The sequence below is a fragment of the Stenotrophomonas sp. 22DLJC03 genome (assembly GCF_056861405.1).
On sequence record NZ_JBSPUG010000001.1, the window covers coordinates 245984 to 269709 of the forward strand.

General features: G+C 68.3%; 12 protein-coding genes. 7 read left to right on the forward strand and 5 right to left on the reverse strand.

What is annotated here, in order from left to right; translation table 11 throughout:
- Nucleotides 1-20: 20 nt before the first annotated feature.
- The 3 genes from AC13GA_RS01110 to AC13GA_RS01120 form a co-directional block, all read right to left on the reverse strand.
- Nucleotides 21-212 carry a YqaE/Pmp3 family membrane protein gene (locus AC13GA_RS01110; RefSeq protein WP_426354411.1) on the reverse strand — a complete coding sequence of 64 codons (192 nt, stop codon included), beginning with the start codon at nt 210-212 and terminating at the stop codon, nt 21-23.
- 19 nt (nt 213-231) lie between these two features.
- A complete protein-coding gene (locus tag AC13GA_RS01115) occupies nt 232-657 on the reverse strand; it encodes a DNA polymerase III subunit chi (protein WP_005415211.1) in 426 nt (141 codons plus the stop codon).
- An 82-nt stretch (nt 658-739) separates the two neighbouring features.
- Nucleotides 740-2218: a leucyl aminopeptidase gene (locus AC13GA_RS01120; protein ID WP_482997383.1), complete on the reverse strand. Its 1479-nt coding sequence runs from the start codon at nt 2216-2218 to the stop codon at nt 740-742.
- A 104-nt stretch (nt 2219-2322) separates the two neighbouring features.
- Here AC13GA_RS01120 and lptF point away from each other — a divergent pair, with 104 nt between their 5' ends.
- Together lptF and lptG are read left to right on the forward strand one after the other, a co-directional pair.
- The gene (gene lptF, locus AC13GA_RS01125; protein ID WP_426354409.1) at nt 2323-3405 is read left to right on the forward strand and encodes an LPS export ABC transporter permease LptF; all 1083 of its coding nucleotides are present in this window, start codon (nt 2323-2325) and stop codon (nt 3403-3405) included.
- Nucleotides 3402-4508 (forward strand): LPS export ABC transporter permease LptG, encoded by a 1107-nt coding sequence (gene lptG, locus AC13GA_RS01130; RefSeq protein WP_046983856.1) that lies wholly within the window; start codon nt 3402-3404, stop codon nt 4506-4508. Before lptF ends, lptG begins: the two co-directional genes overlap by 4 nt.
- 148 nt (nt 4509-4656) lie before the next feature.
- Here the strand turns inward: lptG and AC13GA_RS01135 are convergent, their stop codons facing one another.
- Nucleotides 4657-5148: an RDD family protein gene (locus tag AC13GA_RS01135; RefSeq protein ID WP_482997384.1), complete on the reverse strand. Its 492-nt coding sequence runs from the start codon at nt 5146-5148 to the stop codon at nt 4657-4659.
- A 56-nt stretch (nt 5149-5204) separates the two neighbouring features.
- On the opposite strand from AC13GA_RS01135, the gene xerD reads away from it, so the two are divergent.
- Nucleotides 5205-6182: a site-specific tyrosine recombinase XerD gene (xerD, locus tag AC13GA_RS01140; protein WP_046983858.1), complete on the forward strand. Its 978-nt coding sequence runs from the start codon at nt 5205-5207 to the stop codon at nt 6180-6182.
- Nucleotides 6183-6282: 100 nt separating this feature from the next.
- Nucleotides 6283-7074 (forward strand): DsbC family protein, encoded by a 792-nt coding sequence (locus tag AC13GA_RS01145; RefSeq protein ID WP_046983859.1) that lies wholly within the window; start codon nt 6283-6285, stop codon nt 7072-7074.
- An 81-nt stretch (nt 7075-7155) separates the two neighbouring features.
- Here AC13GA_RS01145 and AC13GA_RS01150 read toward each other — a convergent pair whose 3' ends face one another.
- Complete coding sequence (locus AC13GA_RS01150; RefSeq protein ID WP_482997385.1) at nt 7156-9267, reverse strand: glycosyl hydrolase family 18 protein; 2112 nt, start codon at nt 9265-9267, stop codon at nt 7156-7158.
- 841 nt (nt 9268-10108) lie between these two features.
- On the opposite strand from AC13GA_RS01150, the gene purL reads away from it, so the two are divergent.
- The 3 genes from purL to AC13GA_RS01165 all read left to right on the forward strand — a co-directional run bounded on the left by purL (nt 10109) and on the right by AC13GA_RS01165 (nt 23622).
- Nucleotides 10109-13993: a phosphoribosylformylglycinamidine synthase gene (gene purL, locus AC13GA_RS01155; protein ID WP_482997386.1), complete on the forward strand. Its 3885-nt coding sequence runs from the start codon at nt 10109-10111 to the stop codon at nt 13991-13993.
- Between the two features lie 438 nt (nt 13994-14431).
- The gene (locus AC13GA_RS01160; RefSeq protein ID WP_482997387.1) at nt 14432-21610 is read left to right on the forward strand and encodes an ESPR-type extended signal peptide-containing protein; all 7179 of its coding nucleotides are present in this window, start codon (nt 14432-14434) and stop codon (nt 21608-21610) included.
- 158 nt (nt 21611-21768) lie between these two features.
- Nucleotides 21769-23622, forward strand: coding sequence for a S8 family peptidase (locus tag AC13GA_RS01165; protein ID WP_482997690.1), 1854 nt, complete (start codon nt 21769-21771; stop codon nt 23620-23622).
- The last annotated feature ends 104 nt before the right edge of the window (nt 23623-23726 follow it).

A 23726-nucleotide genomic window follows, 5' to 3' on the forward strand; every position in this document is an offset into this window, starting at 1 on the left:
TAATCAAGGCGGAAGGGAGATCAGCGCGGCCCGAGGGCGCGCCGGATCTTCTGGTCGGTGTGGTACTGGCTGACCGCGTAGGCGGCCCAGATCGCGGCGGGCAGCCAGCCGATCAGGGTGATCTGCAGGATCAGGCAGGCGATGCCGGCAAACGGCCGGCCGATGGTGAAAAAGGACAGCCAGGGAAGAATCAGGGCGATCAGCAGGCGCATCAAGGGGTCCTCGCTGGACTTACATGTCGTGCTTGTTCAGGTCGTAACCGGCGGCCTTGTACTGGCGCCAGCGCTCGCGCAGCGGTTCGCGCGCTTCCGGGTCGGCCGGGACCACTTCCAGCACGCGCTCGCACTGGCCCAGCCAGGGTTCGTCGCGCAGGTTGATCACCAGCGGGCGGGCCGGCGCTTCGGTGCCGGGCACGGCGATCAGCACCAGGGCTTCTTCCTCGTCCATGTCTTCGCCGGCGATCTGGTGCGGGATGTAGGCATCGTTGTCGAACGCCCACAGCAGTTCGTCCAGCTCCTCGGCCTGGGCCTGGTCGCGGGCCAGCACCAGGGTGAACAGCCCAGCGTCGTTGGCCTTGCGCGCCAGCTCGCAGACCAGGCGCAGCGGCTCGGTCAGGAAGCGGGGCTTGGCGATCAGGTAGAAGTCGGCGCGGGGCATGGCAGGATCCGGGTCAGGCAGGGGCCCGGCGCTGCCGGGCGAGGCCCTGGCCGGCGGGCGCCGGCCAGGGTCGGGTACGGCATCAGGCGCGGGCGACCTGGCCCAGCAGCCACTGGCTCAGCAGGCCGACCGGGCGGCCGGTGGCCATGCCACGCTTGCCTTCATCGCTGGCCACACCGGCGATGTCCAGGTGGGCCCAGCGCTGGCCTTCGGCGAAGCGCGACAGGAAGCAGCCGGCGGTGATCGCACCGGCCCAGCGACCGCCGATGTTGTAGACGTCGGCGAAGCTGGAATCCAGCATCGGCTGGTATTCGTCCCACAGCGGCAGGCGCCAGGCGCGGTCGAACACCTGCTCGCCGGCGGCCAGCAGCTCATTGGCCAGGTCGTCGTGCTTGCTCATCAGGCCGGCGGTCTGGTGGCCGAGGGCAACCATGCAGGCGCCGGTCAGGGTGGCCACATCGACCAGCGCCTGCGGTTCGAAGCGTTGCGCGTAGGTCAGTGCGTCGCACAGGATGAGGCGGCCTTCGGCGTCGGTGTTGCCCACTTCGATGGTCTTGCCCGACATCGAGGTGATGACGTCGGACGGACGGTAGGCATTGCCGTCGATGGCGTTTTCCACCGCCGGGACCACCACCACAAGATTCAACGGCAGCTTGGCCTTGACCGCGGCGACGAAGGTGCCGATGACGTTGGCGCCACCGCACATGTCGTACTTCATCTCTTCGATGCCGCCCTGGGTCTTCAGGTTGACGCCACCGGTATCGAAGGTGATGCCCTTGCCGACCAGCACGTACGGCTTGGCGTCGCCGCCATTGTTCCACTTCAGCACGACCAGGCGCGGGCGGTTGGCCGAGCCACGGGCCACGGCCAGCAGCGAGCCCATGCCCAGCGCTTCCATCTGGTGCTCGTCGAGGATCTCGGCTTCGGCACCCTCGTGCTCGCCGGCGAACTTCACGCCGACCTCGGCCAGGTAGGCCGGGGTGCAGTAGTTCGGCGGCAGGTTGCCCAGCTCGCGGGCGAATTCGACGCCGGCGGCAATGGCCTGGCCCTGGGCCAGCGCCAGTGCATCGTCACCGGCGATCGCCAACTGGGCCAGGCCGGCGTCATCGGCCTTCTTCTTGCCCAGGGTGGCGGTGTAGCGGTAGGCGGCGTGGTCGGCGGCGATCACCGCCTGGCGGATCGCCCAGGCCGCGTCGCGGTCCTTCACTGCCACTTCGGACAGGGTGAACAGTGCGCTGCGGACAGCGCCGGCCTTCAGCGCGCGTACGGCATCGCCGACCGCCTTCAGGTACTGCGGCACGCCGAAACGGGCCGCTTCGCCCAGGCCGACCACCAGCACGCGCGGGGCGGTCACGCCCGGCAGGTCGTGCAGCAGGGTGGTCGCGCCGGTCTTGCCGGACAGGTCGCCACGCTGGGCCAGGGCGGCCAGGCGGCCACCGCTGGCGGCATCCAGTGCCTGCGCGGCCGCAGTCAGGGTATGGTCGGCATAGGCGCCGACGACCAGGCAATCAACGGCGGCCGAAGCCGCGGCGAGGTGGTTCAGGGTGAATTCGAGAGCCATTGAGCAGATTCCATTGGCAAGTCCGTACAATCGCGGACCGTTTACGCCCAGACAGTAGACTGGGCGGCACCGCGAACGAACCCCAGAGTTTAAACCACCGCCCCATGTTGAAGCTCGACCGATACCTGCTGGGCGATTTCGTCCAGAGTTTCCTGGCTACCCTGATCGTCCTGCTGGTGGTCAGCGTGGGCGGCGTGCTGGTGGACATCCTCGGCAACATCGCCGATGGGCGCCTGCCGGCCAAGCTGCTGTTCTCGCAGCTGGGCCTGCAGTTCATCGCCTACCTGCCGCTGATCCTGCCGCTGGCGCTGATGCTGGGCCTGCTGCTGGCGGTCGCCCGCCTGTACCGGGACTCGGAAATGGCGGTCATCACCGCCGTGGGCGTGGGCCCCAAGCGTCTGCTGCGGCCGCTGCTGATGCTGGTGCTGCCGGTCGTGGCCCTGGTGGGTGCCTGCTCGCTGTGGCTGGGGCCCTGGGCCGGGCGGATGGCAGAGCAGATGATCATCGAGGCCAACCGCAGCGTGCTGATGGCCGGCCTGGAGCCGGGCCGCTTCACCCCGCTGCCCAATGGCGGCGTGGTCTACCTGTCCTCGATCTCGCCCGATGGCACCCGGCTGGGCAGGGTGTTCCTGCAGCGGCAGAAGGACGACCGCCTCGAGGTGGTGTCCGCCGCCGGTGGCCGGATGTTCTTTGAAGGCGCCCGCCAGCGCTTCCTGGAGCTGGATGACGGGCACCAGGTGGAGGGCCCGGTAGCGGGTGGGCTGGACTACCGCCTGGCGACCTTCGCGCGCAACGACGTGGCCCTGCCCGACGGTGCGCAGACCCGTACCGAGAACGATCCGGAGCTGATGCCGACCACGAAGCTGTTCGGTGATGCCCGGCCCGAGGCACAGGCGCAGCTGCATCGCCGGCTGGCCCCGCCGCTGATCGCACTGGCCTTCGCCCTGTTGACCGTGCCGCTGGGCCGCAGCTCTCCGCGCCAGCAGCGCTACGGACGGATGATGCTGGCCCTGCTGGCCTACATGGTTGGCACCAACCTGATGTTCATCGGCAGCGGCTGGATTGCCACTGGCAAGATCCCGGCCGCGCTCGGCCTGTGGTGGCTGACCCTGCCGCTGTTGGGGCTGGCGATCTGGATGTATGCACGTGATGGCCGCCTGGGCCGTCCGAAGGGAGCCCACGCATGAGGCTGCGCCCGATGCGTTTCGATCTGTACCTGGGCCAGTCGGTATTCACCACGGTGCTGTTGACCTGGGCGGTGCTGGTCGGCCTGGACGTAGTGATGGCGTTCTCCGGCGAGTTCAAGGACATCGGCAAGAACGGTTATTCGCTGGGCCATGCCGCGGCATGGGTGCTGTATACGGTGCCGCGCCGCGCTTACACCATGTTCCCGACCGCCGCGGTGATCGGTGCGCTGATGGGCCTGGGCCAGCTGGCGGCCACGTCCGAACTGACCGCGCTGCGCGCGCTGGGGCTGTCGCGCAAGCGCCTGAGCGTGTCGGTGGCGATCGCGCTGTCACTGCTCACCGCAATGATGGTGCTCAGCGCCGAAACGCTGGGACCCTGGGGCCAGGATCGTGCCGATGCGCTGAAGTCCAGCGCCAAATGGGGCCAGGACATTTCCACTGCACGCTACTCCGGGCTGTGGGCGCGGGAGGGCGACACCTTCCTCAGCGCCGCCGGTGGCGAAGAGCAGCTGGTGGGTGACAAGGGCACGCGGTTGATCCTGCGCGACGTGCGCCTGTACCGCATCGCCGAGGACGGACAGATCGCCTCGCTGACCCACGCGGCCACCGCCGAGCACGACAACGATGGCTGGGTGTTGACCGGTGTGCGCCGGGATACGTTCGGCGAACGTTCGGCCACGCGCGAGGAAGTGGCGCGCGAGCCGTGGAATTCCAAGCTGGATGCCGGCGCGCTGGCGACCGGTATCGCCAAGCCGCGCAACCTCAGCGTGGCCGAGCTCCGTACCAGCATCGAGTACCGCGAACGCAATGGGCTGGATGCGCGCGACTATGAGGATGTGTACTGGAGCCGTTGGTTCTACCCGATGAACGTGCTGGCGCTGTGCCTGGCGGCGGTGCCGTTCGCATTCGGCTCGCTGCGCAGCGGCGGCATGGGCAAGCGCCTGTTCCTGGGCATCCTGTTCGCGCTGGGATTCTGGTTGCTGCAGCTGTTCTTCGGCCGCATGGCCGGTGCGCTGAAGTTCGATTACCGCATTGCCTATGCGCTGCCACCGATCGTGATGCTGGCGATATCCGGACTGCTGTTCCGGCGCAAATCGGGCTGATTCCGGTAGCGCCGGGCAGGACGGCCAACGCGCGGATTTCTGTAGAGCCGAGCCTATGCTCGGCTGCTTTTCGCGCATCGCAGGCTAGCCGAGCATGGGCTCGGCTCTACATGAGCGCCGTGCAGCATCGGATTTGAAGGGTGGCAAATCACCGCTTCGGCATGCGCACCAGCCGCGTGCCGCTGGCACGGTCGTGCCAGGTCAGCCGTTGGCGGTCGAACCACGCCCACCAGAAGCCGATGCCGCCCAGCAGCAGAGACAGCGTGCCCACCGCGAAACGCAGCCACAGCTGCCGGCGTCGCAGCGGCGTGCCATCGCTTGATTCCAGCTTCAGCCGCCATGGCCGCATGCCCAGTGTCTGCCCGCCGCGGCGCCAGCTGGCGGTGGCGTACCACCCGGTGATCGCCCAGCACACCGCCCACAGCAGCCACTGCCAGGCACTGAACGGTGCGATGTTCTCGCGCTGGGTGTGGCTGTCGAGGGTGTAGGCGAGGGTGAACAGCGTGCCGGCCAGCATCCACAGGGCCAGCACCGGCAACGTGTCGTAGACCATTGCCAGCATACGCCACAGCAGCAGTGCGCGCGGGCGGGGAATCTCGGTGGCGGCCGCAGTGGCCGTGTCGGTGGCAGGGCGGGACATGCGCCGAGCATACGCAATGCTGGCCGCATCCGCAGTCGCCCTCGTATCCTGCACGCATGGCCCTTGTTTCCACCCCCGCCGAACGCCGCCAGCTGGTGCAGCAACTGCCCGAGCTCCGGGCCGATGACAGCCTGCGCATCCAGCGCTTCCTCGATGCGATCTGGGCCGAGAACGGCCTGGCCCGCGCCACCCTCGACAGCTACCGGCGCGACCTGGAAGGGTTGGCACGCTGGATCGATGGGCGCGAGGGTGGCCTGGCCGGCATCGAACGTCCCGGGTTGTTCGACTACCTGGCGTGGCGTACCCGGCATGGCTGGTCGCCGCGCAGCAACGCGCGCCTGCTGTCGGCGCTGCGCGCGTTCTTCGCTGATGGTCTGCGCCGGGGTGATCGCAGCGAGGACCCCAGTGCACTGCTGGATCCGCCGAAGCTGCCGAGGCTGCTGCCCAAGGCGTTGGCCGAAAGCCAGATCGACGCACTGCTGGCGGCGCCGGACATCGACAGCCCGCTGGGCCTGCGCGATCGCGCCATGCTAGAGCTGATGTATGCCGCCGGGCTGCGCGTGAGCGAGCTGGTGCTGCTGCCGGCCACGGCGGTCAACCTGCGTCAGGGAGTGTTGCGGGTCACCGGCAAAGGCAGCAAGGAACGGCTGGTGCCGTTGGGCGAGGAGTCGCAGCATTGGCTGGAGCGCTATCTGCAGCAGTCGCGGCCGCTGCTGGTCGGCAAGGGCAAGGTGCAGGCCTTGGCCGATGGGCAGACCCCATTGTTTGTAGAGCCGACGCTGCATGCGCTGACCCGCCAGGCGTTCTGGCATCTGGTCAAGCGCCACGCGCAGGTGGCGGGCATCGATCCGGCACGGATCAGCCCGCATGGCCTGCGCCACAGCTTCGCCACCCACCTGCTCAACCGCGGTGCCGACCTGCGCGCGCTGCAGATGCTGCTGGGGCACAGCTCGCTATCGACCACCCAGATCTACACGCTGGTGGCGCGCGAACACCTGCAGAAACTGCACGCCCGCCATCACCCGCGCGGCTGAGCGGGGGCCTGAACCCGGGCCCCGGGCCGTGCGCAATGTCGCGGCCCGGTACAGGTGGCTGTGTCAGAATCCGGGGTCTTCTTCTGCTGCGGACCGCTCCATGCTCCGATTTGCCATCGCCGCCGTGTTCGGTGCGCTCAGCCTGACTGCCTGCGCCCAGCCGGCCCCGCCGGCCGCCAAGGCACCCGCTACCGCTGCTGCGGCCAAGGCTGCCAGCCCGGCTGCCAACGGCTCGGCCGACCAGGCCGTGCGTGCCGCGCTGACCGCGCTCAATCCGGGTTTCGAAGTGGATTACATCGGCGCCGCGCCGTTCCCCGGCTTCCGCGAAGTGGTGGTCTCCGGCCAGCTGCTGTACGTGTCCGATGACGGTCGCTACCTGTTCCAGTCGCAGCCCTACGACACCCGCGCCAAGGGCCCGGCCAACAGCGAGGGCCTGCTGGGCTACCGCCGCGACCTGCTGGCCAAGGCCAACCACGGCGACCGCATCGTGTTCGCTGCGCCCAATGCCAAGTACACCATCAGCGTGTTCACCGACATCGAGTGTGGCTACTGCCGCAAGCTGCACCAGGACATCGCCGAGCTCAACCGCAACGGCATCAGTGTCGAGTACCTCGCGTTCCCGCGCATGGGCCTGGGCAGCAAGGACTACACCGACATGATCTCGGTCTGGTGTGCGGCCGATCGTCGCCAGGCGCTGACCAGCGCCAAGCGCGGTGGCAGCGTGCCGGCCAAGAACTGCACCAACCCGGTGGCGATGCAGTACGCACTGGGCCAGCAGCTGGGCGTGAACGGTACCCCGGCGATCTTCGCCCCGGACGGTACCCAGCTGGGCGGCTACCTGCCGCCGGCGCAGCTGCGCGCCGCGTTGGAAAAGCTGTCGGCCAAGCGCTGATCAGGACACCGCCGGGCCATGCCCGGCGGATGCATCATGCGAGCGAAGCCGGGGATGCGTGTCGCACCCCCGGCTTTTTCTTTATTGCAGGCCGTCACTGACCGCCTTGGTCAGCGTGCCCTGCGCATCGTCACCACTGAACTCCCAGACGAACGCGCCACCCAGGCCCTGGGTTTTCACGTAACCCATCTTGCGGGTGATGTTGGCCGGGGTATCGAAGCTCCACAACGTGCTGCCGTTGTAGATCCAGGTGGCACCGGCGGTGTTGTCGGTGTAGCCCGGCCACGCCAGGTTCTTCAGTACCTTCCAGTCTTCGATGCCGGCCTCGTAGGTGCCCGGGGCGGCGCCGGTCGCGGTCTGGTACAGGCCGTTGTTGGCGTTGGCCACACCGGTCCAGCCACGCCCGTAGTAACCAATGCCCAGGTTGAGCTTGGCTGCAGGCACGCCACGGCTGATGAAGGCCTCGATGGCGTCGTTGCTGTTGTACAGCTTCTGGTCGCCGGTCGAAGGATCATTGGGTGAATCGAACAGCGCCGACTGGTGATTGGTCTTCGCATCCCACGCGCCGTGGAAGTCGTAGGTCATCACGTTGATGTAGTCCAGGTACGGGTGGTACGCGGCCGGATCGGTGACGCGGATCTTGTCGATGCCGGCGCCCACCGCCACCGTCAGCAACAGGCCCGGGCGCACCGCATCGAGCTGGCGGCGGAATTCGGCCATCAGCGCGGTGAAGTTGGCGTTGTCTTCCGGCTTGCCACATTCGATGCCACACGCCACCGGGTATTCCCAGTCGATGTCGATGCCGTCGAACACGCCCAGCGCGGCACCGGCGCCACCGGCACCGTCGGTCACCGGCAGGTTGCCCTTGATGTAAGCGTCGATGCACGAGGCGACGAAGGCCTGGCGGTTTTCCGGGCGCGCCGCGCTGGAGAAGCCGCGCGACCAGGTCCAGCCACCCAGCGAGATCAGCACCTTCATGCCCGGGTACTTGGCCTTGAGCTGCTTGAGCTGGTTCCAGTTGCCGCGCAGCGGCTGGTCCCAGGTATCGGCGCTGCCACTGACACTCTCGGCGGCGCTGAAGGCCTTGGTGTAATCGGCGAAGGCGTCGCCACCGGCACCGCTGTTCGGATCCGACGGTTGGGTGATGCCCACTTCGCAGCGGTTGTTGCGCACGTTGCCGAAGGCGTAGTTGATGTGGGTCAGGCGCGCGGCCGAACCGCTGCTGTCGATGTTCTTGACCCGGTAGTTGCGGCCGTAGATGCCCCACTGGGTGAAGTAACCGATGACCCGCTTGCCGGTGCCGCCGCCATTGCCGGCCAGCGTGGTGGCGCTGATTTCGGTGCTCTGTGCCGACGCATTGCCGGCGTTGTCGCGGGCGCGCACGCGGTAGCGGTAGGTGGTCGACGCGGTCAGCCCGCCATCGACATAGCTGGCACTGGACGGCGAGCCGACCAGGCTGCCGTTGCGGTACACGTCATAGCCGACCAGGCCGCTGCCGCCGGTGTTGTCGGTGGAGGGGCTCCAGCTCAGCGCGATGCTGTTGGCGGTGCGGGTGCCGACCGCCAGCCCGCCCGGCACGCTCGGCGCGGTGGTATCGCCACTGGCGGCGTTGACGGTGATGCTGATGGTCGCCGTGCTGGCGGTGGCGTTGTTGTTGTCGGTGGCTACTGCGCGAAGGGTGTGGCTGCCGGCGCTGGCATTGGCCCAGCTGGCCGCATACGGCGCATTGGTGGCCACGCCCAGCGAGCTGCCATCGCGGAAGAATTCGACCTTGGCGACGCTTCCGTCCGCATCGCTGGCATTGGCGGTCACGTTGACCGTGCTGCCGGCGCTGAAGGTGGCGCCATTGGCCGGCGAGGTCAGGCTGACCACCGGCGGCTGGTTGCTGCCGCTGCCATCACAGGCACCGAGGTTGGTGTAGTAGGGCGCACCGGCCGGATGGTCCGGCGGCGCGTTCCAGATGTCCTGGTTCGCCCGATAGAGGACGCCTCCCTTCTGCAGGGTATCGCCGGCCCGGTAGATCTTGGCCTGGTCCCACTGGGCCACCCCGGCACAGCTGGCGGCCTGCGCCAGGCCGGGCAGGGCAACGGCCCCGGCAAGGGCCAGCAGCCAGGCCAGACGGCGCGGGCGACAGCGGTGGAGGGAGCGTTCGGCACTGCGGACATCGGCACTCAGCACAAGCGGGTCGTACATGGTGTGTCTCCGATCGATCGGTTGGCGCGCGGGCCCGGATGGCGCCGCACGTAACGCAGGTCCGGACATCGCCCGGGAAGGCGACGGAGGGGGACGGACGGAGGTACCTGGGAGGCCGGGGAGAGAGTCCGGCGCCAGGTAGGGACAACGTTGTCATCAATCGCGTGGTCAATCCGTGAGCAAGCGCATGGTTCGGGGATTCGGGCGGAGAGCGGCGCTGCGCGCGGTCGGCAGCCATCGGCGGAGCCCACTCGTGGCTGGGGCTTTCCGCGAACAGCGGATTTCTGGGGGTTGGCCGGATGGGTGGGCTGCGCAGGGGACGCTGCAAGTACGTCCATGTAAGCTCGATCGCCGCATCCATGCGGCTCACGCCCCTGCGCAGCCCACCCATCCGGCCCCTGACAGATTCCTGCGCGGTCAGCCACGAAAGGCAGAACAAAAAAATCAAAGGCAGAAGCCGGTCGCTTCGCTCTTCAATGCCTGATTTCCGATGTTCCCTGGTTGCCGGCCAGCGGCCGGCATTACCGCAGAGCATCCACGCATGGCGTGGATCGACCGCAGATCGCGGAAATCTGTCGGGGGGCGGGGTGATGGGGGCCAGCAGGACCGTTGGCGCCATGGATGGCGCCATCGAGCCCCCATGGATGGGTTTACGGCGTGTCCTGCTGGCCCCCATCACCCCGCCAGCCCACGGAATGCCTGCTGTTGCCTTGGCCGTTGCTGTTGCTGTTGCCGTTGCCGTTGCCTTGGCCTCTGCGGGTGCCGGGCGCCGCCCGGCCAGAGCCCATCCGCCGCTTCCGGTACAATGTCGGGCCCGTTTCCCAACTACGGTTCCCCGGACATGATGGTCCTCGAGGGCGCGCCCGCCCTGTCGCCGTTCCGCCGCGAACGTCTTGAATCCCGCCTGCAGTCCATCGCTCCCTCCCTGCGCATCAGCGGTGCCTGGCACGTCTACTTCGTGCAGGCCGAGGGCACTGCCGCCCCCGACGTCGATACCCTGTGCCGCATCCTGGAAGCCCGCCCGCAGTCCGAGGCGGTCGCTGACGGTGCGGTCAGCCGCATCGTGGTGCCGCGCCTGGGCACGCTGTCGCCGTGGTCGAGCAAGGCCAGCGAACTGGTCCGCGGTGCCGGCCAGCCGGTGAGCCGGGTCGAACGCGGCCTGCGCATCGACGTGCAGGGCTGGCCGACAGACGCCGCCGCCCAGCAGGCACTGGTCAAGGTGCTGCACGACCCGATGACGCAGTCGGTGCTGGAGAGCGTCGATCAGGGTCAGTCCCTGTTCTCGACCCCGGCCCGTGGCGAACTGGAGCGCGTGCCCGTGGACCAGCTGGAGGCCGCCAACCAGCGCCTCGGCCTGGCCATGGCGCAGGACGAAATCGACTACCTGCGCGAGCGCTTCACCGCGCTGGGCCGGTCGCCGTCGGACGTGGAACTGATGATGTTCGCGCAGGCCAATTCCGAGCACTGCCGGCACAAGATCTTCAACGCCAGCTGGACCATCGACGGCCAGGAGCAGGACCGCTCGCTGTTCCGGATGATCAAGAACACCCACCAGCAGACCCCGCAGCACACGCTCAGCGCGTACAGCGACAACGCGGCGGTGATCGAAGGCCATCCGGCCTCGCGCTATCGCCCGGACCCGGCCAGCGGCGAGTACCGCCGCGAACCGCAGGTGCCCAGCGCGTTCCAGATCAAGGTGGAAACGCACAATCACCCGACCGCGATCGCGCCGTTCCCGGGCGCGTCGACCGGCGCTGGTGGTGAAATCCGCGACGAAGGTGCGACCGGTCGTGGCGGCAAGCCGAAGGCCGGCCTGAGCGGATTCTCGGTCTCGCACCTGCGCATTCCCGAGCTGCCGCAGCCGTGGGAAGCGCCGCGTGCGCTGAACCCGCGCATGGCCCCGGCGCTGGAGATCATGACCGACGGCCCGCTCGGCGGCGCCGCGTTCAACAACGAATTCGGCCGCCCGGCGCTGCTCGGCTACTTCCGCAGTTTCGAACTGCCGGAAGGCGCCGACCTAGTGCGCGCCTACGACAAGCCGATCATGCTGGCTGGTGGCCTCGGCGCCATCGATCGCGTGCAGGTCGACAAGATCCTGCTGCAGGACGGCGATGCCGTGATCGTGCTCGGCGGCCCGGCGATGCTGATCGGCCTCGGCGGCGGTGCCGCCAGTTCGGTCGCTTCCGGTGAGAGCGCCGAGGACCTGGACTTCGCCAGCGTGCAGCGTGACAACCCGGAAATGGAGCGTCGCTGCCAGGAGGTCATCGACCGCTGCGTGGCGATGGGCGCTGACAATCCGATCAAGTTCTTCCATGACGTCGGTGCCGGTGGCCTGTCCAACGCCATTCCCGAACTGCTGCACGATTCCGGCGTGGGCGGCATCATCGACCTGGGCAAGGTGCCCACCGACGATCCGTCGCTGTCGCCGATGCAGCTGTGGTGCAACGAGTCGCAGGAGCGCTACGTGCTCGGCGTGGCGCAGGAGCGCCTGGCCGAATTCGCCGCGCTGTGCGCTCGTGAGCGCTGCCCGTTCGCTGCGGTCGGTGTCGCCACCGCAGCCGAACACCTGGTGGTGGCCTATGGCGCCGTGCCGGGCAACATTCCGGCCGACGCGCCGATCGACCTGCCGATGGACGTGCTGTTCGGCAAGCCGCCGAAGATGCACCGCGATACCGCGCACCCGCCGGCACCGCGCTGGCCGGCATTGAAGACCGGTGGCCTGGATCTGCAGGAAGCCGGTCTGCGCGTGCTCGCACACCCGACCGCGGCCTCCAAGAACTTCCTGGTCACCATCGGCGACCGCAGCGTGGGCGGCCTGACCGCGCGCGAGCAGATGGTCGGCCCGTGGCAGCTGCCGGTGGCCGACGTGGCGATCACCCTGGCCGATTTCGACGGCGTGGCCGGCGAGGCGATGGCACTGGGCGAACGCACGCCGCTGGCGCTGCTGGACGCGGCGGCCTCGGCCCGCATGGCCGTTGGCGAAGCGCTGACCAACCTGTGCGCGGCCCCGGTCGATGCGCTGGATGAAGTCAAGTTGTCGGCGAACTGGATGGCCGCTGCCGGCCACCCGGGCGAAGACGCGCTGCTGTACGACGCGGTGAAGGCGGTGGGCATGGAACTGTGCCCGCAGCTGGACATCAGCATCCCGGTGGGCAAGGACTCGCTGTCGATGCAGGCGCAGTGGCATGACCAGGGACAGGCACACAAGAGCGTGTCGCCGGTGTCGCTGGTCATCACCGCGTTCGCGCCGGTGGCCGATGCGCGCCAGCAGCTGACCCCGCTGCTGGACCGCGATATCGACAGTGAGCTGTGGTTGATCGGCCTCGGTGCCGGCAAGCAGCGCCTGGGCGGTTCGATCCTGGCCCAGGTGCATGCCGACCACGGCGACCTGCCGGCCTTCGCCGGTGCCGCCCCGGACCTGGACGACCCGCAGCGCCTGCGTGGCTTCTTCGAGCTGATCCGCGATGCACGCCAGGCCGGCCTGTTGCGCGCGTACCACGACCGCAGCGACGGTGGTGCGTTCGCCGCGCTGTGCGAAATGGCCTTCACCTCGCGCCTGGGCCTGGACATCACCCTCGATGCCTGGGGCGATGACCCGTTCCGCAGCCTGTTCAACGAAGAACTGGGTGCAGTGGTGCAGATCGCGCGCGAAGACCGCGCTGCCTTCGCCGACCTGGTCGAGCGCCATGCCCTGACCGAATGCGCGCAGCGCATCGCCAAGCCGACCACCGCACCGGTGGTGCGCGTGTCGCTGGGCGGCGAGAACCTGGCTGAATGGCGCTGGGACGCGCTGTTCGATGCCTGGTGGTCGGTCACCCATGCCATGCAGAAGCGCCGTGACAACCCGGCCAACGCCGACGCCGAGCGCGAGATTGCCCGCGCCTTCACGGCGCCGGGCCTGAAGCCGAAGCTCAGCTTCGACCTCAACGAAGACGTGGCCGCTCCGTTCATCAGCACCGGTGCGCGTCCGCGCGTGGCCGTGCTGCGCGAGCAGGGCGTCAATGGTCAGATCGAAATGGCGAATATCTTCGAACGTGCAGGCTTCCGCGCGTTCGACGTGCACATGAGCGACCTCATCGAATGCCGCGTGGCGCTGCAGGACTTCACCGGCCTGGTCGCCTGCGGTGGCTTCAGCTACGGCGACGTGCTGGGTGCCGGCCGTGGCTGGGCGACCTCGATCCTGGAGCGCAGCGCGCTGCGTGATGCCTTTGCTGCGTTCTTCGCCCGCGAGGACAGCTTCGCGCTGGGTGTGTGCAACGGCTGCCAGATGATGAGCCAGCTGAAGGGCATCATCCCCGGTGCCGAGCACTGGCCGCAGTTCCGTCGCAATGCCAGCGAGCAGTTCGAAGCCCGCACTGCACTGCTGGAGGTGGTGGAATCGCCGTCGATCCTGCTGCGTGGCATGGCCGGATCACGCCTGCAGGTGGCGGTGGCGCATGGTGAAGGCCAAGCGGTGTTCGACAACGCCGTCGACCAGGCCGCCGCGCGCGTCTCGCTGCGCTACATCGATGGCAATGGCAACGTCGCCAGCCAGTACCCGCTGAATCCGAACGGTTCGCCGGACGGTATCACCGGCCTGACCAGCACCGACGGCCGTGTCACCATCATGATGCCGCACCCGGAACGCACCCCGCGCGCGCTCAACATGAGCTGGGCCCCGGCCGAGTGGCAGGGCGATTCGCCGTGGATGCGCATGTTCCGCAACGCGCGGGTGTGGTGCGGCTGATCGCACTGCATCGCGCAGGCCTCAATGCCAACGCGTATGGAAAAACCCGCCGTTGATCGGCGGGTTTTTCTTTGCGCGATTGAAACTCCAGTTGTGACCGCTAGTTACATGCATTTTCATGCGTCGAGGAATCGTCACGCATGCATAACAAAATCCTTTCATAAACAGGTGAAATAGTGATGTGCTTCACGGCAATAGGATTTGCCGTGTCAAAGTCTTGACGATCTGCAAAGTTGCCGTTAACACTTGAACCCCGTTTCAGAATCATTCATTTCGCAGTAACCGCTTGGCGCACGCGCTGGGTTTTCTGTCGCTGCGCGCCGTTCGGCAATACCCCGCAGTAAATCACGCGAATAAACGCCCCCAGGGGACGTTGGGCCGGAAAGCCCAGCGGTGGCGTTGCTTTGCCCAAAACCAGTCCAATCAGGAGCCGTACCGATGAATCGGATTTATCGCAAGGTCTGGAACAAAGCATTGGGTCAGTTGGTGGTGGCCTCGGAACTGGCCTCCTCCGGCAGCAGCGGCGGGGTCGTCGACCAGCGCCGCGATGCAACGCAGGCTGCGCCCGCACGGTTGGCGATGGCACTGGGCCTGGTATTGGGATTGGGCATGAGCGGTATCGCTGCGGCACAGTCGGTGCAGATCGGCGGCAGCGCCACCTGCGTCGCATTCAGCGGCAAGCTGCTCGAAAAGTGCCTGATCGAAGGCACGGCTACGGCCAAGGGCAGCAACGCGGTGGCGATCGGCAGCAACAGCAGCGCCAGTGCTGCCAACAGCGTGGCGCTCGGCGCCGGCTCCAAGGCCACCCGTGCAAACACCGTTTCCGTCGGTGACACCGGCAAGGAACGGCAGATCACCAATGTTGCCGCAGGCAGCCAGGCCACCGATGCGGTGAACAAGGCGCAGCTCGATGCGCAGGCGCGTGCAACGCAGGCCGCGCTGGCCGACGTCGCCGCAGACGGTAACCGTTATTTCAAGGCCGACGGCGCTGGCGATGACAGCGACGCGGCGAAGATCGACGGGCAGGGCGCTCTGGCGGCCGGTGCCGGCGCACAGTCGCTGGCCAACGCCACCACGGCAGTCGGCACGCAGGCCATCGCCGCTGGCATCGGCGCGAGCGCCTTCGGCCAGGGCGCACTCGCGCTCGGCGATGCCAGCGTCGTGGTCGGGCAGAGCGCCGCGGCATTCGGTCTCGGCGACACCGCAGTTGGCGCAAGCGCTACCGCCGCCAGCGAAAACGGCGCGGCTACCGCACTCGGTGCACTGTCCGAAGCCACCGCTGATGGTGCGACGGCCGTCGGCGGCGGTGCCGTTGCGATGGGCCCGGGCAGCACCGCGCTCGGTCGCGGCGCTACCGCCGCCAACGAAGCGTCGATTGCAGTGGGTGCATTCAGCACCGCCGTCGGTGAATACAGCACGGCGCTGGGCTCGAACTCCGCTGCGGTGGCCACCGGCAGCGTGGCGCTCGGTGCCGGCTCGCTGGCCGACCGCGTTGATACCGTGTCCGTCGGTGCCGCCGAATACGGCCTGACCCGCCAGATCACCAGCGTGGCTGCCGGTACGGAAGATAACGATGCGGTCAACGTCGGCCAGTTGAAGGGCGTTGCCGCCGTGGCCGATGCCACCGCCAAGCGCTTCCAGGCCACCGGCAGCAGCAACAGTGATGCCGGTGCGCTGGCCGAGGGCGACGACGCACTGGCTGCAGGCGAGGCCGCCAACGCGATCGGCAACGGTGCTACTGCAGTTGGCGCTGGTGCTGGCGCCGTCGCGCAGAACGCCACCGCCGTCGGCAACAACGCGTTGGCCTCGGGCCAGAACAGTGCAGCGTTCGGCAACAACGCACAGGCCAACGGCCCGGGCAGTGTTGCCGTGGGCGGTGCTGCGGTGGACGCCAACGGCAACCCGCTGATCACCAGCGGTGGCGTACCGGTGGAAACCGGCGCCACCAGCGCCGGCGTCGGTGGCACTGCCGTCGGTGCCAGCGCTGAAGCCAGCGGCTTTGCCGCGTCGTCCTACGGCGTGGGTGCCTATGCTGCCGGCGCACAAGCGTCGGCGTTCGGTGCGGTGGCCAATGCCATCGGTGATTACTCCACCGCGTTGGGTACGCAGAGCAATGCCACCGGCACCAGCAGCGTCGCCATCGGCGGCCCGGCCGATCTGATTCCCGGCCTGGGCTTCTTCGTGCAGACCCAGGCCAGTGGCGAAGCCGCGACCGCCGTCGGCGCGGGCGCCATTGCCAGTGGCGATCGCGCGGTGGCCAACGGCAGCCTGAGCGAGGCCTCCGGTGCCGAAGCCACTGCCGTTGGCTACTTCGCCTATGCACCGGGCGAGAACGCCAGTGCCCTCGGCGCTCAGACCTGGGCCAGTGGCGCGCAGAGCACTGCCGTGGGCTACTACGCCACCGCACGCGGCGCCAACAGCGTCGCGCTCGGCGCGAATTCCGAAGCGGTGCGCGCCAACAGCGTGGCGGTGGGCAGTGCCGGCAACGAGCGGCAGATCACCAGCGTTGCCGCCGGCAGCGAAGCTACTGATGCGGTGAACAAGGCGCAGCTGGATGCCGTGGCCAGCACCGCCGACACCACCGCTCGTTTCTTCCAGGCGCAGCCGGAGGCGGGCAGTGACGCCGGCGCACTGGCTGATGGCGAGGGCGCCATCGCCGTCGGTTCCTCGAGCAATGCGATCGGTGCCGGCGCCGTTGCGCATGGCGCCGCCGCGTCGGCCATCGGCGATGACAGTGTGGCGGTAGGCCGCAACAGTGCTGCCACCGGCAATGGTGGCGTTGCCATCGGTGGCCTCGGCCAGGCCTATGATGAATTCAACCAGCCGATCATCGGTGCCGACGGCAAGGCACAACAGGTCGGCACCACCGCCGTTGCCGATGCCACCGCAGTCGGCAGCGGCGCACAGGCCACCGGGGCTGCCAGCAGCGCATTCGGCAATGCTGCCAAGGCCAGTGGTGACAACAGCTTCGCCGCAGGCGGCAAGTCACGCGCCACCGGCAGCTATGCGGTTGCAGTCGGCGACAGTGCGTTCGCCAGCAGCGATGACAGCACCGCCGTCGGTGGATACAGCTGGGCCACCGCCAGTGGCGCCGCGGCATTCGGTTCGGGTGCATGGGCGACTGCCACCAACGCGTCGGCGTTCGGCAACGCGGCCTGGGCCAGCGGCAGCGGCGCAACGTCCATCGGTTACAACAGCTGGGCCAACGGTGCCAGCTCCACCGCTGTCGGTCGCGGCGCCTTCGGCTATGGCGACAACAGCGTGGCGTTGGGCTTCCAGGCGCTGGGCAACAGCATCAACAGCATCGCCATCGGCACCAATACGGTGGCCGGTGGTGAAAGTGCCATCGCGCTCGGTGCCGGCAGCAATGCCAGCGCCAGCAACACGGTCGCGCTGGGCGCCGGTTCGGTCGCCAATCGCGCGCGCACGGTGTCGGTGGGCAGCGCCGGCAACGAACGCCAGGTCACCAACGTCGCCGCCGGCACCCAGGCCACCGATGCGGTGAACAAGGCGCAGCTGGATGCGGTTGCGACCACGGCGACAACCACCAGCCGCTTCTTCCAGGCCAGCGGCAACGGCGATGACGTAGCCGGTGCGCTCGTGGACGGTGACAACGCACTGGCCGCCGGTGATGCGGCCAATGCCATCGGCAATGGCGCCACTGCGCTGGGCAGCGGCGCCAATGCGTTGGCCAACAATGCGCAGGCGGTGGGCTTCAATGCCCTTGCCAGCGCAGCCAATGCCAGCGCCGTCGGCGCCAACGCACAGGCCACCGGCGAGTACGCCACCGCGCACGGTGCGGAAAGCGAGGCCAGCGGCGAGCAGAGTGCAGCGTTCGGTGCGGCCAGCATCGCCAGCGGTGCCGGCAGTACCGCTACCGGCGTGCTGTCCGAAGCCTCTGGCGAAGAAGCCGTAGCTGTGGGTTACTTCAGCAATGCCAGCGGTGACGCGGCAACCGCCGTGGGTAGCGAAAGCGTGGCCAGCGGCACGGCGTCAGCGGCGTTCGGTATCGGTGCCGAAGCCACCGGTGGTTACAGCACCGCCATCGGTGGCTATGCACAGGCATCGGCGTTCAACGCCACCGCGTTCGGCAACTTCGCCAACGCCTCCGGCTCCAACAGCGTGGCAGTGGGTGGCGACTCGGAAGCGTCCGGCGCCTACAGCACCGCCACCGGCCAGGGCAGCCTGGCCACCGGCACCAACAGTGTCGCCGTCGGCGGCTCGCTGTTCGGCGTGCTGGCCACCGAGGCCTCGGGCAACTACTCCACTGCGGTGGGTGGTGGTGCCTGGTCGGGGGGCATCAACAGCACCGCACTGGGCAACGCCGCCGAATCGCGTGGTGCCAACAGCGTGGCGCTGGGTGCGGACTCGATTGCAGACCGGGACAACACCGTATCGGTGGGCGGCGGCGGCAATACCCGCCAGATCACCAACGTGGCCGACGGCACCCAGGGCAACGACGCGGTCAACAAGAACCAGCTCGATGCAGTGGCTGCTGCGGCGGAAAAGACCAGCAAGCAGTTCCAGGCCAGCGGCAATGCCGATGGCGAAACCGGGGCGCTGGTCGAGGGTGACAATGCGCTGGCCGCAGGTGACGCCGCCAATGCCATCGGCAACGGTGCCACCGCGCTCGGCAGTGGTGCCAACGCGATCGCGGCCAACGCCACGGCGGTAGGCTTCGATGCGCTGGCCACCGGCAACAACGCGGCTGCTCTGGGCAGCACGGCACAGGCCACCGGCGAAGACAGCCTGGCGCTGGGCAGTGGTGCCAGTGCCAGTGAACTGGGCGCCAGTGCCACCGGCGCGCGTGCGCAGGCCAGTGGTGCGTACAGCACCGCCAGCGGCGCCGAAGCCAATGCCAGCGGCACCCAGGCATTGGCCAGTGGCTTCCGCAGCGCCGCGTCGGCCGATGGCACCACCGCCGTCGGCGGCTATGCCGAAGCCAGCGGTCGGCTCGGCACGGCATTGGGCTACGGCTCGGCAGCCAGTGGTGCCAACACCACGGCAGTCGGCTTCGGTGCCGCTGCGGCCGGTACCGGCGCCGTTGCCGTGGGTCAGTCCAGCGAAGCCAGTGGCGAAGAAAGCGTGGCGATCGGTGGCAGCACCTTCTTCGGCCTGATCCCGTCGCGTGCCAGTGGTACCGGTGCGGCAGCATTCGGCGCAGGCGCCTGGGCAACCGAAGACTACGCCACGGCGATCGGCTGGAACTCGTGGGCGGCAGGCAGCAGTGCCACCGCACTGGGTGCCAACGCCACCGCCAATGGCAGCAACAGCGTCGCGCTGGGCGCCGGTTCCAAGGCCGACCGTGACAACACCGTGGCTGTCGGCAAGACCGGTGGCGAGCGCCAGGTGACCCATGTCGCAGCCGGCAGCGAAGCCACCGATGCGGTGAACAAGGGCCAGCTGGATGCAGTGGCCAGTGTCGCCGACAAGACCAGCCGCCAGTTCCAGGCCAGCGGCAATGCCGATGGCGAGGCCGGTGCACTGGTGGATGGTGACAACGCACTGGCTGCCGGTAATGCGGCCAACGCCATCGGCAACGGCGCCACCGCACTGGGCAGCGGAGCCAACGCGATGGCGGCCAATGCCACCGCGGTGGGCTTCGATGCGCTGGCTACCGGCAACAATGCCGCTGCACTGGGCAACACGGCGCAGGCCAGCGGTGTCGACAGCGTCGCCCTCGGCAGTGGCGCCAGTGCCAGTGAGCTGGGTGCCAGCGCCACCGGTGCCGGCGCCAAGGCCAAGGGCGCCTACAGCACCGCCAGCGGTGCGCAGGCCACCGCCAGCGGCACGCAGTCGCAGGCCAATGGTTTCCGCGCCAGTGCTTCGGCTGACGGCGCGTCGGCCATCGGCAGCTACGCCGATGCCAGCGGCCGTCTTGGCACCGCAGTCGGTTATGGCAGCAAGGCCACCGGCGCCAATGCGACAGCGGTCGGTGTCAGCGCCAATGCCAGCGCTGCCAGCAGCGTCGCGCTGGGTGCTGGTTCGGTTGCCGACCGTGCCAACACCGTGTCGGTCGGCAGTGCCAGCAGCGATCGCCAGATCACCCGTGTCGCCGCCGGTACCGAGCGTACCGATGCGGTCAACCGTGGCCAGCTGGATGCCGTTGCCGCCACCGCAGACGGCACGGCGCGCTACGTCAAGGCCACCGGCAGCGGCACGGCCAGCGCCAGCGGTACCGACGCCGCAGCCATCGGTTCGGCAGCCAGTGCCAGTGGTGCACGCAGCAACGCGCTGGGTGCCAACGCGCTGGCCATCGGCAACGGTGCATTGGCCCTGGGTACCAGTGCCGGTGCAACAGGTGCCAACTCGGTCGCGCTCGGCGCGGGTTCGCGAGCGCTCGATGCCAACGTGGTGTCGGTCGGTGGTGGCAACGGCACCGATGGTCCGGCCACGCGCCGCATCGTCAATGTGGCCGATGGCCGCATCGCCGCCGGCAGCACCGATGCGATCACCGGTTCGCAGCTCAACGTCACCAACCAGCGCGTGGGCGCAGTGGAAACCCGCGTCGGTGATTTCGATTCGCGCATCGCCACCGTTGAAACCACGGCGGCCAGCGCGGTGGGCTACGACGACGCCAGCCGTGATCGCCTGACCCTGTCCGGCTTCCAGGGCACCACCATCGACAACGTCGGTGCCGGCAGCATTGCGGCAGGCAGCCGGCAGGCGATCAACGGCGGCCAGTTGTTCCAGTCGCTCAGCGATGCCGCCAGCTTCCTCGGCGGTGGTGCCAGTGTCGGCATGCAGGGTGTGTTCGTGGCGCCGAACTATGTGATCCAGGGTGCTACCTACAGCAACGTCGGCGATGCACTGGGCGCACTCGACCGCAAGGTCAGCGAGATCGACCGCCGCAGCGCCGGTGGCACGCGTGCCGGTGCGTCCAGCCTGCGCGCGATGAGCGCCTCGCTGGATGACACTTCGTTGGCCAGCACCGCCGATGCCCCTGTGACGGCGGATGCGGCAGCGGCCAGCACCGCACGCGTGCAGGGCACGCCGACGGCCGCCGCAGCAGGTGCCGGCATTCCGGTCGGCACCCCGGCGAGCGGCCTCAATGCCGTCGCCATGGGGGATGGCGCCGTCGCCAGCGGTGCCTCGTCCACTGCCATCGGCCAGGGGGCGAATGCCAGTGCGGCCAATGCCGTGGCGCTGGGACAGGGCTCGGTCGCCGATCGTGCCAACACGGTGTCGGTGGGCAGCGAGGGCAACGAACGCCAGGTCACCAACGTGGCGGCCGGTACCACGGCTACCGATGCGGTCAACAAGGGCCAGCTTGATCGTGGCATGGCCACGGCCAACAGCTACACCGACAGCCGCGTCCAGGCTGTCACCGACAGCTTCGATGTGTTCAAGGGCGAGATCGACGGACGCCTGCGCCACATGGATCGCCGCATCGACCGCCAGGGCGCGATGAGCGCAGCAATGCTCAACATGGCCACCAGTGCTGCCGGTATCCGTACCCAGAACCGGGTCGGCGTCGGCATCGGTTTCCAGGGCGGCGAATCGGCGTTGTCGCTGGGCTACCAGCGTGCGATCAGCGATCACGCCACGGTCACCTTCGGCGGTGCCTTCAGCAGTGACGACAGCTCGGTCGGCGTCGGTGCCGGCTTCGGCTGGTAAGCCATTCCATCGCGCCGGCGGCCACCCACGCCGGCGCAGCACCTGCAGTGAGGGCCTGGGGGGAGGTCACGGCAATCCCGGCTGGGCCGGCCGGGAGTCGTCAAGGAATGATGGCCGCAGTGTTGGTTCGAACCATGACCCAGAAGAGGAATTTCGACGTGATCAAGAAGCAGAACCTTCGCATCAATGTGCTTGCCGCCGCCGTGCTGTCGATGACGGCCGTCGGTGCCGTCCACGCCGCCGGCCTGCCTACCCGTGAGCCGGTGCGCCAGGCCAGCACCGCCCAACCGGGTGCTGAGCGCATCATCGTCAAGTACCGGGCCGGCGCTGCTGCCGCCACCGACCGCTCGGCGAAGCTGTCCACCGTGCAGTCGGCGCTGACCCGGGCCAGCCTGTCCGGCGGTACCTCACGTGCCAGTACCCTCGGCCCGCAGGTGGTACGCAAGCTCGCTACCGGTGCGGACCTGATCCGCGTGCAGGGCCGCCTGGCCCCGGCCGAACTGCAGCGCGTGCTGAAGGAACTGAAGGCCGACCCGTCGGTGCAGTACGCCGAAGCCGATGTGAAGCTGCGCCGCAGCGAACTGCGTGCCGGCAACGTACAGCCTGCGCTGGTGCCGAACGATCCCTTCTACCAGCAGAACCAGTGGCACCTGCACAACGCCGTCGGCGGCATCAACGCACCGGCGGCGTGGGATGTCTCGCAGGGTGAGGGCATCGTGGTGGCGGTGATCGATACCGGCATCCTGCCGCAGCATCCGGACCTGGTCGGCAACCTGCTGGAGGGTTACGACTTCATCAGCGATGCGGAGACCTCGCGGCGCCCGACCAACGATCGCGTGCCGGGCGCGCAGGACTACGGTGATTGGGTCGAGAACGACAACGAGTGCTATGACGGCTCGCTGGCCGAGGACAGTTCCTGGCACGGCACGCACGTTGCTGGCACCGTGGCCGAGCAGACCAACAACGGCGTCGGCATGGCCGGTGTCGCCTACAAGGCCAAGGTGCTGCCGGTGCGCGTGCTGGGCAAGTGCGGCGGCTACCTGTCCGACATCGCCGATGCGGTGGTCTGGGCATCGGGTGGCACGGTGACCGGCATCCCGGCCAACACCAATCCGGCCGAGATCATCAACATGAGCCTGGGCGGCGGTGGCGCCTGCGCCAGCACCTACCAGGACGCCATCAACGGCGCCATCTCGCGCGGTACCACGGTGGTGGTGGCCGCCGGCAATGAAACCGACAACGCGTCCAAGTACCAGCCGGCCAGCTGCGAAGGCGTGGTGACTGTGGGTGCCACCCGCATCACCGGCGGCATCACTTACTACTCCAACTACGGTACCCGCGTGGATCTTTCCGGCCCGGGCGGTGGCGGCAGCGTCGATGGCAATCCCGGTGGCTACATCTGGCAGACCGGCTCCAATGCGGCGACCACGCCGGAATCGGGCACGCCGGGCTACATGGGCATGGGCGGTACCTCGATGGCCTCGCCGCATGTGGCAGCCGTTGCCGCACTGGTGCAGAGCGCGCTGATCGCCAAGGGCAAGGATCCGCTGACCCCGGCGGCGATGCGGACCCTGCTGAAGGAAACCGCGCGTCCGTTCCCGGTCGCCATTCCGGCGGCCACCCCGATCGGTACCGGCATCCTCGATGCCAAGGCCGCGCTGGCCAAGGCACTTGAAGAACCATGCACCGAGAACTGCGGGCCGGTGGCCACGCCACTGACCAACAAGGCGGCCATCGGTGGCCTGTCAGGTGCAGCCGGCAGCAGCAAGCTCTACAGCTTCGAAGCGGCTGCCGGCAAGCAGTTCAGCGTGATCACCTACGGTGGCACCGGCAACGTTTCGGTCTACGTGGCTGAAGGCCGTGAGCCCAGTGCCAGCGACAATGATGCCAAGTCGACCCGTCCGGGCACCTCCGAGACAGTGCGGGTGACCAAGCCGGTGGCGACCACCTACTACATCAAGGTGGTGGGTGAAGCGGCCTACAGCGGGGTGAGCATTCTCGCCACGCAGTAAGCTTGAACTGTCGTAGTTGAATGGCCGAAGCCCGTCATCCCATGTGACGGGCTTCGTCTTTTTACGAAAGGTGGCGGAGGGGCGGCGGAAATCATGGCTTAACT

Coding starts and splice junctions, on each gene's coding strand:
- AC13GA_RS01110 (WP_426354411.1), bottom strand. CDS start 212: ATGCGCCTGCTGATCGCCCTGATTCTTCCCTGGCTGTCCTTTTTCACC.
- AC13GA_RS01115 (WP_005415211.1), bottom strand. CDS start 657: ATGCCCCGCGCCGACTTCTACCTGATCGCCAAGCCCCGCTTCCTGACC.
- AC13GA_RS01120 (WP_482997383.1), bottom strand. CDS start 2,218: ATGGCTCTCGAATTCACCCTGAACCACCTCGCCGCGGCTTCGGCCGCC.
- lptF (WP_426354409.1), top strand. CDS start 2,323: ATGTTGAAGCTCGACCGATACCTGCTGGGCGATTTCGTCCAGAGTTTC.
- lptG (WP_046983856.1), top strand. CDS start 3,402: ATGAGGCTGCGCCCGATGCGTTTCGATCTGTACCTGGGCCAGTCGGTA.
- AC13GA_RS01135 (WP_482997384.1), bottom strand. CDS start 5,148: ATGTCCCGCCCTGCCACCGACACGGCCACTGCGGCCGCCACCGAGATT.
- xerD (WP_046983858.1), top strand. CDS start 5,205: ATGGCCCTTGTTTCCACCCCCGCCGAACGCCGCCAGCTGGTGCAGCAA.
- AC13GA_RS01145 (WP_046983859.1), top strand. CDS start 6,283: ATGCTCCGATTTGCCATCGCCGCCGTGTTCGGTGCGCTCAGCCTGACT.
- AC13GA_RS01150 (WP_482997385.1), bottom strand. CDS start 9,267: ATGTACGACCCGCTTGTGCTGAGTGCCGATGTCCGCAGTGCCGAACGC.
- purL (WP_482997386.1), top strand. CDS start 10,109: ATGATGGTCCTCGAGGGCGCGCCCGCCCTGTCGCCGTTCCGCCGCGAA.
- AC13GA_RS01160 (WP_482997387.1), top strand. CDS start 14,432: ATGAATCGGATTTATCGCAAGGTCTGGAACAAAGCATTGGGTCAGTTG.